The organism is Paraburkholderia sp. (genome assembly GCF_034668105.1).
GTDB lineage: Bacteria > Pseudomonadota > Gammaproteobacteria > Burkholderiales > Burkholderiaceae > Paraburkholderia.
In genome coordinates this window covers 1-17813 of the sequence record NZ_JAXDPY010000045.1, presented here as the reverse complement: position 1 = coordinate 17813, position 17813 = coordinate 1, and the positions used below count along the sequence as shown (strand labels likewise).

General features: G+C 62.7%; 17 protein-coding genes and 1 pseudogene. 10 read left to right on the top strand and 8 right to left on the bottom strand.

Translation table 11 applies throughout. The features are described 5' to 3' along the window. Nucleotides 1-509: 509 nt before the first annotated feature. The 3 genes from QOC89_RS02360 to gcl all read right to left on the bottom strand — a co-directional run bounded on the left by QOC89_RS02360 (nt 510) and on the right by gcl (nt 4285). Complete coding sequence (locus tag QOC89_RS02360) at nt 510-1418, bottom strand: 2-hydroxy-3-oxopropionate reductase (protein ID WP_323043546.1); 909 nt, start codon at nt 1416-1418, stop codon at nt 510-512. 128 nt (nt 1419-1546) lie between these two features. Then, nucleotides 1547-2356: a 2-oxo-tetronate isomerase gene (gene otnI, locus QOC89_RS02355; RefSeq protein WP_323043547.1), complete on the bottom strand. Its 810-nt coding sequence runs from the start codon at nt 2354-2356 to the stop codon at nt 1547-1549. A 153-nt stretch (nt 2357-2509) separates the two neighbouring features. Then, a complete protein-coding gene (gcl, locus tag QOC89_RS02350) occupies nt 2510-4285 on the bottom strand; it encodes a glyoxylate carboligase (RefSeq protein ID WP_323043545.1) in 1776 nt (591 codons plus the stop codon). 324 nt (nt 4286-4609) lie between these two features. On the opposite strand from gcl, the gene QOC89_RS02345 reads away from it, so the two are divergent. The 10 genes from QOC89_RS02345 (at nt 4610) to QOC89_RS02300 (ending at nt 12433) form a co-directional block, all read left to right on the top strand. Further along, nucleotides 4610-5524: a LysR family transcriptional regulator gene (locus QOC89_RS02345; protein ID WP_323043544.1), complete on the top strand. Its 915-nt coding sequence runs from the start codon at nt 4610-4612 to the stop codon at nt 5522-5524. A 123-nt stretch (nt 5525-5647) separates the two neighbouring features. After that, nucleotides 5648-6538, top strand: coding sequence for an RNA polymerase sigma factor (locus QOC89_RS02340; RefSeq protein WP_323043543.1), 891 nt, complete (start codon nt 5648-5650; stop codon nt 6536-6538). Then, a complete protein-coding gene (locus tag QOC89_RS02335) occupies nt 6528-7478 on the top strand; it encodes an anti-sigma factor family protein (RefSeq protein ID WP_323043542.1) in 951 nt (316 codons plus the stop codon). Before QOC89_RS02340 ends, QOC89_RS02335 begins: the two co-directional genes overlap by 11 nt. Nucleotides 7479-7664: 186 nt before the next feature. Next, nucleotides 7665-8039, top strand: a complete 375-nt coding sequence (gene rpsF / locus QOC89_RS02330) for a 30S ribosomal protein S6 (protein WP_006048823.1) — start codon at nt 7665-7667, stop codon at nt 8037-8039. Between the two features lie 50 nt (nt 8040-8089). Continuing rightward, the gene (gene priB, locus QOC89_RS02325; protein ID WP_179731413.1) at nt 8090-8389 is read left to right on the top strand and encodes a primosomal replication protein N; all 300 of its coding nucleotides are present in this window, start codon (nt 8090-8092) and stop codon (nt 8387-8389) included. Nucleotides 8390-8391: 2 nt separating this feature from the next. Beyond that, nucleotides 8392-8667, top strand: a complete 276-nt coding sequence (gene rpsR, locus QOC89_RS02320; protein WP_012432802.1) for a 30S ribosomal protein S18 — start codon at nt 8392-8394, stop codon at nt 8665-8667. Nucleotides 8668-8694: 27 nt separating this feature from the next. Continuing rightward, a complete protein-coding gene (rplI, locus tag QOC89_RS02315) occupies nt 8695-9147 on the top strand; it encodes a 50S ribosomal protein L9 (protein WP_323043541.1) in 453 nt (150 codons plus the stop codon). A gap of 146 nt (nt 9148-9293) precedes the next feature. Further along, a complete protein-coding gene (locus QOC89_RS02310; protein WP_323043540.1) occupies nt 9294-10679 on the top strand; it encodes a replicative DNA helicase in 1386 nt (461 codons plus the stop codon). 117 nt (nt 10680-10796) lie between these two features. After that, nucleotides 10797-11423 (top strand): DUF47 domain-containing protein, encoded by a 627-nt coding sequence (locus tag QOC89_RS02305; protein WP_323043539.1) that lies wholly within the window; start codon nt 10797-10799, stop codon nt 11421-11423. Beyond that, nucleotides 11423-12433 carry an inorganic phosphate transporter gene (locus tag QOC89_RS02300; RefSeq protein ID WP_179731419.1) on the top strand — a complete coding sequence of 337 codons (1011 nt, stop codon included), beginning with the start codon at nt 11423-11425 and terminating at the stop codon, nt 12431-12433. The genes QOC89_RS02305 and QOC89_RS02300 overlap by 1 nt, the downstream gene beginning before the upstream one ends. Before the next feature lie 61 nt (nt 12434-12494). On the opposite strand, the gene QOC89_RS02295 is transcribed toward QOC89_RS02300, so the two are convergent. From QOC89_RS02295 to QOC89_RS02275, 5 genes and pseudogenes are all read right to left on the bottom strand, one after another. Beyond that, on the bottom strand, nt 12495-13301 hold the full coding sequence (locus QOC89_RS02295) for an SDR family oxidoreductase (protein WP_323043538.1): 807 nt from the start codon (nt 13299-13301) through the stop codon (nt 12495-12497). Between the two features lie 108 nt (nt 13302-13409). Then, a complete protein-coding gene (locus QOC89_RS02290) occupies nt 13410-14639 on the bottom strand; it encodes an NlpC/P60 family protein (protein ID WP_323043537.1) in 1230 nt (409 codons plus the stop codon). A 204-nt stretch (nt 14640-14843) separates the two neighbouring features. After that, the gene (locus tag QOC89_RS02285; RefSeq protein WP_323043536.1) at nt 14844-16721 is read right to left on the bottom strand and encodes a PhoH family protein; all 1878 of its coding nucleotides are present in this window, start codon (nt 16719-16721) and stop codon (nt 14844-14846) included. A 346-nt stretch (nt 16722-17067) separates the two neighbouring features. Next, complete coding sequence (locus tag QOC89_RS02280) at nt 17068-17529, bottom strand: peroxiredoxin (RefSeq protein WP_323043535.1); 462 nt, start codon at nt 17527-17529, stop codon at nt 17068-17070. 164 nt (nt 17530-17693) lie between these two features. Beyond that, a pseudogene (locus QOC89_RS02275) lies at nt 17694-17813 on the bottom strand (4-deoxy-4-formamido-L-arabinose-phosphoundecaprenol deformylase); the annotation flags it as partial.

Sequence of the window (17813 nt, the reverse complement as noted above, 5' to 3'; positions counted from 1 at the left end):
CGGCAAGCCACACTTGAACACCGCACATGAACACCGCGTTTGAACACCGCGTTTGAACACCAATACGCCCGCAACCAGACTCAACGAGTGTAGGAGAAAAGCGCGGATCGATGTGTCAAAAAAGGTCGTGCCGCGGGTGCGGAGTTGCAAGCAAATGCAAGCGGACTTGCGAGCACGGGTGCGAGGAGACCTGCAAACAAAGGTGCAGGGAGGCGGCATGCATGATGCAGCCGCTGCGAGAGATTGGCGGAAAACGCATAAGTTGAAATCCGACAGCCGGACACCCGACGACGACGTCTGACCGACCAAGGCTTCCCCGGCGCCGCCGGGTGCCGCTGCGGACCCCACTTGCCGCTCTCAGCCCAGAGCGGCACGATTTGCCCTTTGCGCCGTGTATATCGCACGACACAAAGAGCGCCCCACCTGCGATTGTCATGACGATGACGTTGACATTGCAACGATCATGACAACCTGTGTTGCTGCCTGACGGTTCAACCGGATCAGGCGGTTCAAGCCGCCTTGGCTTCGCTACCCGGCGCTTGCGCGACTTCGTAGTTCGCCATGATTTCCAGCGCGCGCACCATCGCCGAGTGATCCCACGCCTTGCCGCCGTTCGCCGCGCACACGCTGAACAGTTGTTGCGCGCTCGCCGTATGCGGCAGCGCGATGCCGAGTTTGCGCGCGCCGTCCAGTGCGAGGTTCAGATCCTTCTGGTGCAGTTCAATGCGAAACCCCGGATCGAAGGTACGCTTGGTCATGCGCTCGCCGTGCACTTCGAGAATCCGCGACGAAGCGAAACCGCCCATCAAGGCCTTGCGCACCCGCTCCGGATCGGCGCCCGAGCGTGACGCGAACAGCAGGGCTTCCGCAACCGCTTCGATGTTCAGCGCGACGATGATCTGGTTCGCGACCTTGCAGGTTTGACCCGCGCCGTTGTCGCCGATCAGCGAGATGTTCTTGCCCATCAGATCGAACAGCGGCTTGGCCACTGCAAAAGCCTTTTCCGGACCGCCGACCATGATCGTCAGCGACGCTTCGCGTGCGCCGACCTCACCGCCGGACACCGGCGCGTCGAGGTAGTCGGCGCCGAGCGCGTTGATCTTCTTCGCGAAGGCTTGCGTGTCGAGCGGCGAGATCGAGCTCATGTCGATCACCAGCTTGCCTTGCGTGAGACCGGCGGCGACGCCGTCGTCGGCGAACAGCACGTTGGCGACGTCAGGCGTGTCCGGCACCATGATGATGACGACGTCGGCGGCTTGCGCGACAGCGGTCGAATCGGGCACTACATTCGCGCTTTTGCTCAGATCTTCCGGCACCGGGTACGCGCCATTCACGAACAGCGTGTGGCCGCCTTTGATGAGGTTGCGCGCCATATGCGCGCCCATGATGCCGAGGCCGATAAAACCGATCTTTGCCATGTGTCTAAATCTCCTGTGTTGTTTGGGGCCCCCAAGGGATTCCCTTCGGGGCGTGGTGTGCCTGATGTGATCTGGCGTGCCTCACGCATCGAACCGTGCTTCGCTCGACGCGTCGAGCAACGCCTCGCTCAGGCAGCGGCGTGGGCTGCGCCGCGGGTTTGCCCGGCCACGCTCTGCACCCAGCCGAGGCCGGCAGCCGTGGTCGTGCGCGGTTTGTATTCGCAGCCGACGTAGCCTTCGTAGCCGAGCGAGTCGAGCAGATCGAACAGGAACGGGTAATTGATTTCACCGGTGCCCGGTTCGTTGCGGCCCGGGTTGTCGGCGAGCTGGATGTGCGCGATCTGCGGCAGGTTCTTTTTGATCGTCGCCGCGAGTTCGCCTTCCATCCGTTGCATGTGATAAATGTCGTATTGCAGGAACAGATTGTCCGAAGCCACTGCGCGAATCACGTCGAGGCCTTCGCTCGAACGGTTCAGCGCAAAGCCGGGGATGTCGTACGAATTGCACGGCTCGACCAGCAGCTTGATGCCGGCTTGTTTCAGTTCGCCGGCGGCGAAGCGCAGGTTGTCGACGATCGTCGAGCGAGCCTTGTCCGCATCGACACCCGCGCCCGGAATGCCGACGAGGCAGTTCAGTTGCGGCACCTTCAAAGCCTTTGCGTATTCGATCGCGCGGCCCACGCCTTCCTGAAACTCACCCACACGATCCGGCAGGCACGCGATCCCGCGTTCACCCGCTTCCCAGTTGCCCGCGGGCAGGTTGTGCAAGACGAGTTGCAAACGCTTCTGCTGCAGACGTTCGCTCAATTCGGCGATCTGATACGGATACGGAAACAGAAATTCGACGGCGTTGAAGCCCGCGTCCGCGGCTGCCGCGAAGCGGTCGAGGAACGGGACTTCGTTGAACAGCATGGTGAGATTCGCTGCAAATTTCGGCATGGTGGTGGTGTCTCGCTGGTCGGTCATTGGAATAACTGCATGAGGCGGCGCAGTGATGCCGGGCCGCGCTCATGTGATGCTTGTCGGGCCGACCCGCAGGTCGACCCGCGGTTCAACGCCCAGGTCAGCCCGCGGATCAACCCGTCAGGACGCTCAGTCGAGCATGCTGATGGCCGTCGGCGCATCTTCGCGCGTCTCAGCCAGTGCTTCGAACTCGTTGATGGCGTCGATCTCGGTGCCCATCGCAATGTTGGTCACGCGTTCGAGGATCACTTCGACGATCACCGGCACGTTGAACTCGGAGAGCATCGATTGCGCTTTCAACAGCGCCGGCTTGAGTTCTTCGGGCTTGAACACGCGAATCGCCTTGCAACCCAGGCCTTCGGCAACCGCCACGTGGTCCACGCCGTAGCCATTCGTTTCCGGCGAGTTGATGTTCTCGAAGCCGAGCTGCACGCAGAAGTCCATGTCGAACGCGCGCTGTGCCTGGCGGATCAAGCCGAGGTACGAGTTGTTCACCACCACGTGCACGTACGGCAGCTTGAATTGCGCGCCGGCCGCCAGCTCTTCGATCATGAACTGGAAGTCGTAGTCGCCCGAGAGCGCGACGATCGGACGTTGCGGGTCGGCTGCACGCACACCGAGCGCGGCCGGAATCGTCCAGCCGAGCGGGCCTGCCTGGCCGCAGTTGATCCAGTTGCGCGCCTTGTAGACGTGCAGGAATTGCGCGCCGGCGATCTGCGACAAACCGATCGTGCTGACGTAGCACGTATCGCGGCCGAACACCTGGTTCATCTCTTCGTACACGCGCTGCGGCTTCATCGGCACATTGTCGAAGTGCGTCTTGCGATGCATGGTGCGCTTGCGCTGCTGGCAATCGGCGACCCATGCGCTGCGGTCTTTCAGCTTGCCGGCGGCCTTCCATTCCTTCGCCACTTCGACGAACAGTTCGAGCGCGGCCTTGGCGTCCGACACGATGCCGAGGTCCGGGCCGAACACGCGACCGATTTGCGTCGGCTCGATATCCACGTGCACGAACTTGCGGCCCTTCGTATACACCTCGATGCTGCCCGTGTGACGGTTCGCCCAACGGTTGCCGATGCCGAGCACGAAGTCGGAGGCGAGCATTGTCGCGTTGCCGTAGCGGTGCGAGGTTTGCAACCCGACCATGCCGGCCATCAGCGGATGGTCGTCGGGAATCGCGCCCCACGACATCAGCGTCGGGATCACCGGCACGCCCACCGTTTCGGCGAATTCGACCAGCAGGTCTTCAGCGGCTGCGTTCAGCACGCCGCCACCCGAGACGATCAAGGGCTTGTCCGCGTCGTTGAGCAGGTTCAGCGCGGCTTCGATCTGTTTGCGCGTTGCTTTCGGCTTGTAGACCGGCAGCGGCTCGTACGTCTCGATGTCGAATTCGATTTCGGCGAGCTGCACGTCGATCGGCAGGTCGACCAGCACCGGACCCGGACGGCCCGAGCGCATCAGGTGGAATGCCTGCTGGAACACGCGCGGCACCAATGCCGGTTCACGCACGGTGACGGCCCATTTGGTGACCGGTTTGGCGATCGATTCGATATCGACGGCCTGAAAGTCTTCCTTGTACAGACGCGCACGCGGCGCCTGGCCCGTGATAGCCAGAATAGGAATCGAGTCGGCCTGGGCGGAGTACAAACCGGTGATCATGTCGGTGCCCGCGGGGCCCGACGTGCCGATACACACGCCGATATTGCCCGGCTGGGCGCGCGTATAGCCTTCGGCCATGTGCGACGCGCCTTCGACGTGGCGCGCCAGCACGTGACTGATGTTGCCCGCCTTGCGCATGGCCGAGTAGAACGGGTTGATGGCTGCACCCGGAACGCCGAATGCGGTGTCGATGCCTTCTTTTTCGAGCACCAGCACGGCTGCGTCGACGGCTCTCATCTTGGCCATGAATGTCTCCTGAATGTCTGAGGTGGGCGAATGGCGTTGGCCAATGAGCTGGCTAATGGATTCGCTAACGGATTCGCTGACGGATATGCAAACCAGAGGTGTTGATCGAACTGTAGGCTTCACCTAAAGGTTTGATAAGATCAGTCCAGGTCGCTTATTTCGAAACAAAAAGTATGGGATGGTGGGTGGCTGGATGGCGGTGACGCAGCGTGACGCCTGGGACGCTTGCGGCTTCCGGAGCGCAGAGGGAGCCGCGATCCTGAAGCCAAAAGCTGTGACCCCAAGTCGTTGGTCTTGGGGGCGCGCGACCGGAAGGAGACAACAATGGACCGCTTCAAGCAGATCGAAACATTCGTGCGCGTCGCCGACGCGGGCAGTCTCGCGGCGGCCGCGCTGGAAGAGGGCGTGTCGCCGGTGATTCTCGGGCGCCGCATCGACGCGCTGGAAAAGCGCCTCGGCGTGAAGCTGATGTACCGCTCGACGCGGCGCCTCGTGGTCAGCGAGGACGGCGCGGCATTTCTGGAACGCTGCCGCGGCCTCCTGACCGAATGGGATCAGGCGGAGAACGAACTGAGTGCCGGACGGCGTGCGGTGAACGGCCATCTGATCGTGTCGGCGCCGGCCGCGTTCGGCCGCAAGCACGTCGCACCGCTGGCACCGGCTTTTCTCGCCGACAAGCCTGAACTACAGGTGTCGTTCAACCTGACCGATCGGGTCGTGGATCTGGTGCGCGAAGGGTATGACCTGTCGATCCGGATCGGCGGCGCGGTCGATCCGAATTTCGTCGCGGTGAAGCTGGCGTCGAACCGGCGCGTGGTGTGCGGCACGCCCGACTATTTCCGCCAATACGGCAAGCCGGCAACGCTCGAAGATCTGCCGCAGCACAACTGTCTGGCATTCAACCTGCAAGGCGGCCAGAACCGCGGCTGGTACTTCCGCCGCAACGGCAAACTGGCCACGGTGCGGGTCGGCGGCACGCTCGATTGCAACGACGGCGAACTGCTGCATCGTTGGGTCTCCGAAGGGCTCGGGCTCGGTTGGCGCTCCACGTGGGAAATCCAGCAGCAACTGGCGCGCGGCGAACTGGAAACCGTGCTGGATGAATTCGCGCTGCCCGACTACGACATTCTCGCGGTCTATCCGCAGCAGCGTTATGTGCCGGCCAAGGTGCGCTACTTCATCGATTATCTGAAAGAGGTGTATGCCAGCGAGGATTACTGGAATCGTCCGACTTATTAGCTTATTGGCTGGCCCATCCTAATTCAGCGCAGACGGGAATAAACTCGGGATGTGAGCGGTTATGCGTGATGAGCGGGAGAAAACGCGTCACTCAGTCTAGCCGCAATACCCTGGAGGGCCGAGGTGGTCCAGACCCAAGCAACCGCAGCCTGCGCCCGGCAAACGGCCGAAACCGATGCGGCGAGGAGCCGCCGTTTCCAGCAGTTGGCATTGCCGCACCTCGACGCGGCGTACAACCTCGCGCGCTGGCTATGCGGCAACCCGAACGATGCGGACGACGTCGTGCAGGAAGCGTTCATGCGCGCGTTCCGTTTCTTCGACACCTTCCGGGGCGACTCGGCGCGGCCGTGGCTGCTCGCGATCGTGCGCCGCACCTGGTACACGGAATGGCGGCGGCGCGCGTCGTCGCACGAGGTCGTGGAGTTCGACGACAGCATGGACGACGCCACATTCGACGGCTGGAGCGCGGGCGGCGACGATCCGCAGGCGCTGCTGATCCGCGGCGAAGACGCGAAGCAGGTGCATGAGGCGCTCGCGCGGTTGCCGGTGGAATACCGCGAGGTCCTGATCCTGCGCGAACTCGAAGAGATGGGCTATCGCGAGATCGCAGCGGTGGCCGACGTGCCGATCGGAACGGTCATGTCGAGGCTCGCGCGCGGGCGCCGCAAACTGGCGGCGCTCCTGACGGCGCCGGCGCAGGGGCAGTCAGGGTCTGGCTCTGGCTCGGAGTCCGGTTCTGGCCGGCGGGCGGCTGGGCTTCCGGCGACTGGGCGTGCAGCGCGCGATGCGCCGCAGCAGTCGCATCATGGTCCCGCCGAGCCGCGCGACGGCACCCGCGCCGCGGGAGAAGGCAGGTCGGAGTCCGGCGGCGCCGCGCGCAGCGCACTCTCTCCCACGTGCCCGGGGTCAACGGCCTCGGTTACACCGCTCCGGGCGGTCTCGAACGCCCGGTCATCCAACATGCCTGGCGGCGCTGCCGCCGGCTTCGCTCAGGAGACGCCAGATGGACTGTAACGAAGCGCGGCCGCTCCTCGACGCGAGCGCCGATCGTGAATTACCCGCGCCGGATGCGCTGCGGGTGCAGCAGCACATCGAAAGTTGCGATGCTTGCCGCCGGGAAAGCGAAGGCTTGCAAACGCTGAGCCGGTCGCTGAGCGCCGCGCCGTATCACCGCGCGCCGGACGCGCTGCGCGCCGGGATCATCGCGGCGCTGCCACCGACGGAAGAGGCCGTTCCGGCGCCCGAACCTCGCAAGGCGGCCCGGCGCCAGCGGCGCTGGTTCGCCTGGCTGGACGACTGGCGCGGCTCACAGGGTGGCTCGGGCGGTATGGGCGGTATGGGCGGCTTGGGCGGCTTGGGCGGCGCGCTGGGCACCGCCGGCGGCGGGTCGAACCGGCTGATCACGCAAGGCTGGCTGGCGGCGCTGATTATTGCGCTCGGCGCGGCTGCCGCGGGTGTCACGCTGAGCCTGCACCGGACTCCGGAGATTTCGCCGTTCACCGACGAGCTGGTGGAAAGCCATGTGCGGGCGCAGGTGTCCGGCCGCGACATCGACGTGATTTCGACCGACAAGCATACGGTCAAGCCGTGGTTCAACGGCCGGCTCGACTATTCGCCGCCGGTCGAAGATCTGGCCGCCAATGGCTTCGCGCTGGAGGGCGGGCGGCTGGATTACCTCGCGCATCAGCGAGTGGCGGTGCTGGTGTACCGTTATCGCAAGCATGTAATCGACGTGTATGTGTTTCCGCAAGCCGGCGCCGACGGTGTGGGGCGCGGCCCCGACGGCGCGGCGCCCGCTGTACTTGCCCGCGAAGGCTATTCGATCTCGCACTGGAACGCTGAAGGCATGACCTGGTGGGCCATCACGGACGCCGCGCCGGATGCGTTGAGCGGGTTGGAAACGGCATTGAAGGCGCGTTTGCAAAGCGGCAGCGAGCGCACGGAAGGCGGCTGAAGGATCGGGCGGAGGCTGCCGCCCGTCTCGCTCCGCCGCCGCCTAAACCCTTGAAAACACTCCCGAATCACGCGCCCGATTAACGGGATATCTTGCAACCCGGCCCCATTCGGGTTACACTCTTTGGCTTCTCACTTGCCACACCGGTTCCGACGCCCGGGTGGCTTTAATCCACAAGGAGTGAATATGCGTCATTACGAAATCGTATTTATCGTGCATCCGGATCAAAGCGAGCAGGTGCCCGCAATGATCGAGCGTTACAAGAGCACGATCACCTCGCACGGTGGCCAGATCCACCGTATCGAAGACTGGGGCCGTCGCCAACTGGCCTACATGATCGAGAAACTCGCGAAGGCTCACTACGTCTGCATGAACATCGAATGCGACCAAACCACGCTCGACGAGCTGGAACACGCATTCAAGTTCAACGACGCTGTTCTGCGTCACCTGATCGTCAAGATGAAGAAGGCCGAAACCGGCCCGTCGCCGATGATGAAGGAAGTGCAGCGCGAAGAAGCCAAGAAGTCGGCTGCTACGCAACCGTCCGAAGCGCAGGCTTAAGACACACTATTTAAGCTACCAGATCAAGCGTCGCTCTCGTCGAAGGCTACATGAATCGGCTGCAACTGATGGCCAGCGTCGTCGAACGCGAACCGGTGCGGTATACCCCCGCCGGCGTTCCGATTGCAGGCTGCACGTTGCACCACCGCACGGAAGTCGTCGAAGCCGGCATTGCCCGGCAAGTCGAACTGACCATGCAGGCAGTCGCCGCAGGCGAGGCGAGCGGTAAGCTGGAAGGCTGTCAGATGGGCGTGGAAACGCTCTTCACAGGCTTTCTGGCGAAAAAGCACCGCAACGCAAGAACTCTGGTATTTCACATCACAGAATTGCAGGACATTGGAAAGGACTGAACATGCCCCGCCCGACTGGTAAGAAATTCGACAAGCGTCGTCAGCAACAAAATCCGCTCTTCAAGCGCAAGAAGTTCTGCCGTTTCACGGCCGCTAACGTCGATCACATCGACTACAAGGACCTCGAAACGCTGAAGGACTTCATCGGCGAAAACGGCAAGATCACGCCGGCGCGTCTCACGGGTACGAAGTCGCACTATCAACGCCAGCTGGATACGGCAATCAAGCGCGCACGTTTCCTCGCGCTGGTGCCGTACACCGACCAGCACAAGGCCTAACCCGACGACGCGATAAGGAGTCTCCGAATGCAAATTATTCTTCTGGAAAAAGTCGTCAACCTGGGCAATCTGGGCGACATCGTCAAGGTTAAGGACGGTTACGCACGTAACTTCCTGATCCCGAACAAGCAAGCTCGCCGTGCAACGAAGGAAGCCCTGGCTGAATTCGAAGTGCGCCGCGCTGAACTGGAAAAGGTCGCAGGTGAAAAGCTGGCGGCCGCTCAAGCTCAAGGCGAAAAGCTGGCAGGCTCGACGGTTCAGATCAACCAGAAGGCTGGCGTCGACGGCCGTCTGTTCGGTTCGGTAACGAACGCGGACATTGCTGACGCACTGGTGAAGCAAGGTTTCGCAGTGGAAAAGGCGCAAGTGCGTCTGCCGGAAGGCCCGCTGAAGATGGTCGGCGACCACGCTGTTCAAGTCTCGCTGCACACCGACGTGCTCGTCGATGTGACGGTGGCTGTGATCGGCGAACACGTTTAAGCATCAAGTAGCATCTGCCAGGACGTTGCTGGCAAAAGGCAGGGGCCGGGTGACCGGTCCCTGCCTTTTTTATTGCCCGTTTTCGATGCACCGAAGTATCGGTTTTTGATTTCCCTCCGCGCGCATTTACCCGATAATTCCTCTCCATGAACGCACCGTCCAAAGATCCCCAAATCGAGTCGCTGAAAGTCCCGCCGCATTCGATCGAAGCCGAACAGTCGGTGCTGGGCGGCCTGCTGCTCGACAACGCCGCATGGGACCGCATCGCCGACTTCCTGTCGCAGAGCGACTTTTACCGATACGACCACCGCATCATTTTCGAGCACATCGGCAAGCTGATCGCGGCAACCCGTCCGGCCGACGTGATTACGGTGTACGAAGCGCTCGGCACCTCGGGCAAGGCGGAAGAGGTCGGCGGACTCGCGTACCTGAACGCGCTGGCGCAGAACACGCCGAGCGCGGCCAACATCCGCCGCTATGCGGAAATCGTGCGCGATCGCGCGGTATTGCGCCGTCTGGTGTCGGTGGCCGACGAAATCTCAGCCGACGCTTTCAATCCGCAAGGTAAGGAAGTCCGCCAGCTACTGGACGAGGCCGAATCGAAGGTGTTTTCGATCGCTGAAGACGGCGCGCGGGGCACACAGGGCTTTCTGGAAATCGGGCCGCTCCTGACCCAGGTGGTGGAGCGGATCGATACGCTGTATCACACCGCCAATCCGAGCGACGTGACTGGCACGCCAACCGGTTTTGTCGACCTCGACCGGATGACTTCGGGCATGCACGGCGGCGAGCTGATCATCGTGGCGGGGCGCCCGTCGATGGGTAAAACGGCGTTTTCGATGAACGTCGGCGAATACGTGGCGGTCGAATACGGCCTGCCGGTCGCTGTGTTCTCCATGGAAATGCCGGGTTCGCAGCTCACCATGCGTATGCTCGGCTCGGTCGGCCGGCTCGATCAGCATCGTATGCGAACGGGGCGCCTGACCGACGAGGATTGGCCGAAGCTCACCCACGCGGTGCAGAAAATGAGCGAGGCGCAGATTTTCATCGACGAAACGGGCGGACTGAATCCGATGGAATTGCGCTCGCGCGCGCGTCGGCTGTCTCGCCAGTGCGGCAAGCTCGGTCTGATCATCATCGACTACTTGCAGCTGATGAGCGGTTCGTCGTCGGGCGAAAACCGTGCGACCGAAATCTCGGAAATCTCGCGATCGCTGAAGAGCCTCGCCAAAGAGCTCGACGTACCCGTGATCGCGTTGTCACAGCTCAACCGGGGCCTCGAACAGCGCCCGAACAAGCGGCCGATCATGTCCGACTTGCGGGAATCCGGCGCAATCGAGCAGGATGCGGACGTCATTCTGTTCATTTACCGCGACGAGGTGTACAACCCCGACAGCCCGGACAAGGGCACGGCGGAGATCATCATCGGCAAACAGCGCAATGGTCCGATTGGACCTGTTCGGCTCACGTTTCACGGTCAATTCACGAAGTTCGATAATTTTGCCGGCGCGCAGAATTTCTACAGCGAGTAAAGCAATAACGCCGGAGCCTGTTGTAACGGCGCTTTCAAAAGTGCGGCATCGATCCTGGAACGGTACAATGTGGCGGTTTTATGTCAGCCATAAATGTGACCAATTTTCGGGATCCCAATGTTCGGTCGATTCATGCCCACCGAGGGCAAGTTCTTTGAAATTTTCAATGCGCACGCAACGTGCATCGTCTCGGCGAGCCACGAACTCGAGCTGCTGATCGACAATCTGCAGGACGCCGAGACTCATAAGCAAAACGTGCAAAAGGCCGAGAAGGCCGCAGACAAGCTCACGCACGAAACAATCGACCTGCTGCACAAGACCTTCATCACGCCGCTCGACCGCGACGAGATCCACAAGCTGATCACCACGATGGACGACATCCTCGACCTGATGGAGGACGTCGCCACCGCTATCTCGCTGTACGACGTGCAGGCGGTGACCTCTGAGGCGAGTCAACTGGCGCATATCTGCACGGCCACCTCCGAGCGCGTCCAGTTCGCTGTCAGCCTGCTGTCCGACATGAAGCAGGCGGCCCAGATCCTGAAGGCGTGCGAGGATATCGACCGTCTGGAATCGGAAGCCGACCGCGTGCTGCGCTCGGCCATGTCGAAACTCTTCCGCGAAGAAGACAACGTGAAGACGTTGATCAAGCTGAAGGCGATCTACGAACTGCTCGAAACGATCACCGACAAGTGTGAGGACGTGGCGAACATCATCGAAGGCATCGTGCTGGAAAACGCATAATGCAATCGATACAACTCGCTATCTGGGTCGTCGCCGGCCTGGTCGCCGTCGCACTGATTTTCGACTTCATGAACGGCTTCCATGACGCGGCGAATTCGATCGCCACGGTCGTGTCGACTGGCGTCCTGAAGCCGCAGCAGGCCGTGGCCTTCGCGGCGGCTTTCAACGTTATCGCGTATTTCGTGTTCCACCTGAAAGTGGCGCAGACGGTCGGCAAGGGCACGATCGATCCGAATATCGTCGACCACTACGTCATTTTCGGCGCGCTGGTCGGCGCGATCGGCTGGAACATCATCACATGGCACTACGGAATTCCGTCCAGCTCGTCGCATGCGCTGATTGGTGGGTTGGTGGGCGCGGCGCTGGCCAAGTCGGGTTGGGGTTCGCTCAATTTCGACGGTCTGATGAAGACGGTGGCCTTCATTTTCATCTCGCCGCTGCTCGGTTTCGTGCTTGGCTCGTTCTTCATGCTGGCGGTGTCGTGGATCTACTTCCGTACGCCGCCTAGCAAGGTCGACCGGCGTTTCCGGCGTCTGCAACTGGTCTCCGCGGGCTTGTACAGCCTCGGCCATGGCGGCAACGACGCGCAGAAAACCATTGGCATCATCTGGATGCTGCTGATCGCGACGGGTTTTGCATCCTCGATCGCGGATGCGCCGCCGCTGTGGGTAATCGGCGGCTGCTATCTGTCGATGGGGATCGGTACGTTGTTCGGCGGCTGGCGGATCGTCCGCACGATGGGGCAGAAGATCACCAAGTTGAAGCCGGTCGGCGGCTTTTGCGCGGAGGCGGGCGGTGCGATCACGCTGTTCACGGCGTCGTGGCTGGGCATTCCGGTGTCCACCACGCATACGATCACGGGCGCGATCGTCGGCGTTGGCGCGACGCAGAAGTTGAGTGCCGTGCGTTGGGGGGTTGCCGGCAATATCGTCTGGGCGTGGATCCTGACGATTCCGGCCTCCGCGGCACTCTCCGCGGCCGCCTGGTGGCTGGGTCACCGCTTTCTGTAAGCGCAGTGCGCGAGGTGGCAGTTCCATGCACCTCGCTGCCGCAGTTCACAAAGCGCGCCGCTCAGATCAACGGCGCGCTGCCTCCATCCATCGGGACGATTGCGCCCGTCACATAGCTCGCGCGGCGGCTCGCCAGAAACAGCGCGACGTCAGCGATTTCCTCCGGCTTTGCATAACGCCCGAGCGGCACTTTAGCCTGCCCGCGCGCTAGCGCTTCAGCGCTTGCAATGCCTTGCTGCGACGCTTCCAGCTTGACCGCTTCCTCGACGCGCTCGGTCAGTGTCTGTCCCGGGTTGATCGCGTTGATACGGATCCCGTAGCGCCCATAGTAGTGGGCGAGGCCGACCGTGGCGAGCATCAGCGCGGCATTCGCGGCACCCCCGGCGATATGGATGTCGCTCGCTATCTTGCCGCCCATCCCGATGATATTGACGATCGTGCCGGGCGCGGCGGCGTCGCCCGCTTTGACGCGCTCGGCCATGCGCCGCAGCACTTCCTGCTGCGGGTAGATGTAGGGGAAATATTTCGCTTCCATGGTGGCGCGGAACGCGTCGGCGTCCAGCGTTTCCGGGTCGTAGCGGCGGGCGGCGCCGGCGCTGTTGATCAGCACGTCGATCGGGCCGACCGCAGTGCTGACTTCCTCGACGATGTCCGCGGCACTGTGCGGTTCGTGCAAATCGGCGCGGGTCCGATGCACATGCAGGCCTTCCTGTTTCAACTGTTCGTAAGCACGCGCCAGATTGGCGGGATCGCGCGAAACTATCGCGACCTTCGCACCCTCCAGCGCGAACGCTCGGGCGCAGGCAAGGCCGATGCCTTTGCTGCCGCCCGTGATCAACACCACCTTGTCTTTTAGCCCGAGATCCATCGTCACCACCTGCTGTCGGAAGAATATCGATGACGATAGCAGATCGGCGGCGCAGCGGGGATGGACTGGCGCATGGGCGGCGTGCGAATGCCGTACCGCGCCGCGGCGTTAAAAGCTGCCGTTGGCAAAGCGTGCGATCGGATCGTCGGTGGTTTGGGCGGGGGCAGGGATGCCGCGCGACGCCGTCGACGCGCGCATGATCTGCACACCTGTATTGCCGTCGGCGTGTTGAGCCTGCTGCGCCTGGCGCGCGGCGACCGAAGCCGGCGGAGGCGGCTCGAATGCGTCAGCGGCGGCGTCGATCGGATCCGGCGCGCGGGCGGCAGCGATTGACGCTTCAACGCGCGCGGCCGTCGTCGAGCCTGTAGCGCTGTCGTACGTACTCGTCTGGCTGGCGTGAACCGGGAGCGGAGACACCGCACCCGCCGCGCGCGCCTGGATCTGTGCGGCGCTCATCCCGGGCGGCGGCGGTTCGAACGGATCAGCTTGCGCTGTCGGCGCCATAGCCGTGGCGATTGTCGGCTGAGCAGCGGTTGCAGTCAGCGGGGCACGCGTGGTCGCCGTAACACGAGCCGGTGCTTCCGTAGGCGCGGCATAGCCTGAAGCTTGCGATGCAACAGGCGCTGCCGCGTAAGCGGCCGAGCGCATCGCCGCAGTATTCGCCACGTAGCCCGGCGAAGCTCGCATCGCCCCAGCGGCGCCCGCATAAGCCGGCGCTGTCTGCACCACCGGCGCAACGCGCTCGGGTTGTGGCGCGGCAGCCTGATAGCTCGGCGTATCGAATGGTGCCGGTGTTGCGGCCGGCGCTGCGACCCGGCGAATACCGTCAAAGCGTTTGGCCCAATACGGATTGGTCAGATAGTCGAGCCGCACGGTGCCACCCGTCGACGGCGCATTGACGAAGCGCAGCTTGCCCACATAAATGCCGACGTGTGAATGCGCGCGCCCGGTGGTGTTGAAGAAAATCAGATCGCCCGGCGCGATTTCGTCCGGCTCGATCGATTCGCCGCGCCCGCTCATATCCGCGGTCGTCCGCGGCAGATTGACGGAAGCGGCGCGCGACACCACATAACGAACCAATCCGCTGCAATCGAAGCCGCTGTCGGGCGTATTACCGCCCCAGCGGTACGGAATGCCGACCAGACTCATTGCCTGAATCGAAATTTCTTCACGGCCGACACTGTGATCGACAAAGTTCGGGAAGCCCGGCGGCGGCGCGTGATAGGCGCCGTTCGTGACCACGACCGATGACCCCGGCGCGCGCGACGTCTTTTCCGGCGCACCGGCGCAGGCGGCGAGCAGCAAGACGGTCAGCAGCGAAAGGGCGAGTCGGCGCATGAGGACGACGCGAGCGGTAAGCGCTCGTTTAATGGCGATGATTCCGGGATGGTAGCCCGTGGAACCTGGCTCAGGCAAGAATTCTTGACAACTTACTTGAAGTTCCTGCGCTAAGTGTCGTCCATGCGGAACGATTCGGCAATAAAAAAGCCGCGTGCGGAATCACCCGGACGCGGCTTTTGGCTTGAGTTAAAGCGTTGGAACTTAAAGAATTTCCGACGCGTAGTCCGCCAGGCGCGAACGCTCGCCGCGCGCCAGCGTCACGTGTCCGCTGTGCGCCCAACCCTTGAAACGGTCGACCACGTAGGTCAGACCCGAGCTGCCTTCCGTCAGGTAAGGCGTATCGATCTGCGCGATATTGCCCAGACAGATGATCTTCGTGCCTGGACCCGCGCGCGTGACCAGCGTCTTCATCTGCTTTGGCGTCAGGTTTTGCGCCTCGTCGATGATCAGATACTTGTCCACGAACGTACGGCCGCGCATGAAGTTCATGCTCTTGACCTTCAGCCGCGAGCGGATCAGCTCCTGGGTGGCGGCGCGGCCCCATTCGCCGGCGGCGTCGTCGGTTTTCTGCAGGACTTCGAGGTTGTCGTCGAATGCACCCATCCACGGCTGCATTTTTTCCTCTTCCGTACCCGGCAGGAAGCCGATGTCTTCACCCACCGGCACCGTGGCGCGCGTCACAATGATCTCGTTATAGCGCTTGTCGTCGAGCACCTGGGCGAGGCCTGCCGCGAGCGCGACCAAGGTCTTGCCGGTACCGGCCTGACCCAGCAGCGTGACGAAGTCGATCTCCGGATTCATCAGCAGGTTCAGCGCGAAGTTCTGCTCGCGGTTGCGCGCCGTGATGCCCCACACGTTGTTCTTGTGGTGGCCGTAGTCGCGCAAGGTTTGCAGCAGCGCCGTCTTGCCGTTCAGCTCGCGCACCAGCGCATGGAAGGTGGGCTCGCCGTTCTGCGGTTCCAGATAGACGAACTCGTTGACCAGCATCGAGGCGCACAGCGGACCCGTCACGCGGTAATACGTGGTGCCGGTTTTGGTGTCCTGCCAGCTTTCCATGCCCTTGGCGTGCTTGGTCCAGAAATCCTGCGGCAGCGCGCGGATGCCCGAATACAGCAGATCGCTGTCTTCGAGCACCTGGTCGTTGAAGTAATCTTCGGCGGGCAGGCCGAGCGCATGCGCCTTGATGCGCATGTTGATGTCTTTCGATACCAGCACCACCTGGCGATCCATCCGGTCGCGCTGCAGCGCGCGCACCACGCCGAGAATCTGGTTGTCGGCCTTGCCTTCCGGCAGACCTTCGACCGGCTCGATGGCGGTGAGCTTGGTCTGGAAATACAGACGCCCGGACGCCTCGCGGCTGCCCAGACGCGCCAGCGAAATGCCGTCGGACATATTGCCGGCGTTCGCCACCAGCGCGTCCAGCGTGCGGCTCACCTGACGCGCGTTACGCGCGACTTCCGACATGCCCTTCTTGTGGTTGTCGAGTTCCTCCAACGTCATCATCGGCAGATAGACGTCGTGTTCCTCGAAACGGAACAGGCAGCTTGGATCGTGCATCAGCACGTTCGTATCCAGCACGAAGAGCTTCTGGACTTCGAGCGGATCGGAGGCTGCGCCGCGCTTCTTGCTGGTGCCGCGCGCGCTGGGTGCGGCTGCTATGGGCGTGCTGGCGGCCGGGTCTTTCGCGCTTGGTGCGCGCGCGACCACGGGCTGCGATTTAGCCGTAGCGGGGGCGGCTTGCGCCGCCGGTTCGGCCTGCGGCCGGGTAGCGGGAACCGGTTGCAGCAAGGCTGCGGTCTGCTTCGACTTACGTGTGCGCGCCGGTGCAGCTTGCTCGGCGGATGCAGACGCAGCAGCGGAAGCCGACGATGCCGGAACGGGCCGCAAAGTGGTCGCGGCATTGGCGGCATGCGCCATCGGCGTGGCGACATTTGCGCGACCGTAGTCGGCCGACTCAGCGGATTCCCCTTCGGTTGCCTGCTTCTTCGCGGCGGAGCGCGCCGGCGTGGCGGCTTTGGCCTTGTACTCGTCAGGCGGCAGGAGATTGCCGAGCTTGCTGGGGGGGGTAGGCAAAGGCATGGTTTCCCTCGAATAATCGGGTCACATTTCGTGCGCCGCCTGTCGCATTCTGCCGGTGCCAGTGAGTGCGCACGCAGTTTGCGCCCGGAGGCGCGCATTCGGTCTAGAGATGCCGGTTCGCCTGGTCTTCGATCGGCTCCTTAACGGAAGCGCGTGGCCGAGTGAACGAACGGCTCTGCGCAATTAAAAAAGCCGCCGCCCCGGCGTACGGGACAAGCGGCTCGCCTTCGGTTGTCGCGTTGCACCTCATGACTCTGACGGAACCGGTAAAACGGCCCTCAAGTCTGGCGCAGCGGCGAAAAGTATGGGGTGGACAGGCACTCATTGGAACCCAATATAACGCGCCTCAAAGCGCTTGTACAGCCTCCAGAATGTCATCGACATGACCTGGCACTTTCACGCCGCGCCACTCCTGGCGCAGCACGCCTTCGGCGTCGATCAGGAACGTGGAGCGTTCCACCCCACGTACTTCTTTGCCATACATTTTCTTCAATTTCATGACGCCGAAGAGGGCACACAAGGTTTCCTCGGGGTCCGAGATCAACGGAAACGGCAATTCGAGCTTTGCCTTGAAGTTGTCATGCGAGCGCAGGCTGTCGCGCGACACGCCGAGAATTTCCGCACCTGCCTTCTTGAACTTCGGGTACAGGTCGCGGAATTGCAGGCCTTCGGTCGTGCAGCCCGGGGTGTTGTCTTTCGGATAGAAATACAGCACCACCTTCTTGCCCCGCAGCCTGGACAGCGTGATGTCGCCACCGGTAGCGGGGGCGGTAAAGTCGGGGATGGGTTGGTCGACTGCGATGGGCACGAGGTTCTCCGGTTGTTATGGCTGGCGCCGCGTTTGCAACGGCTGCGGGGCCGGCCTGGCATCGAGGCTGGGGGGAGGTCGACTGACGCGCGGTGTACGCTCGCGCGGCGCGGTCGGGTCATCAGGGTCATCTGGGTTGCCGGGGCCGGCCGCCGCCTGGCCAGTCAGGGCTGGACAATCAACTCGCCGGAGCGGCCTGGAATTTCGCCCCACGTAACAGGGTACGATGGCAGCGTGCTGCGGTCCAGCGTGGCGTGGTAATCACCCATGGTCGCGAAGGTGTG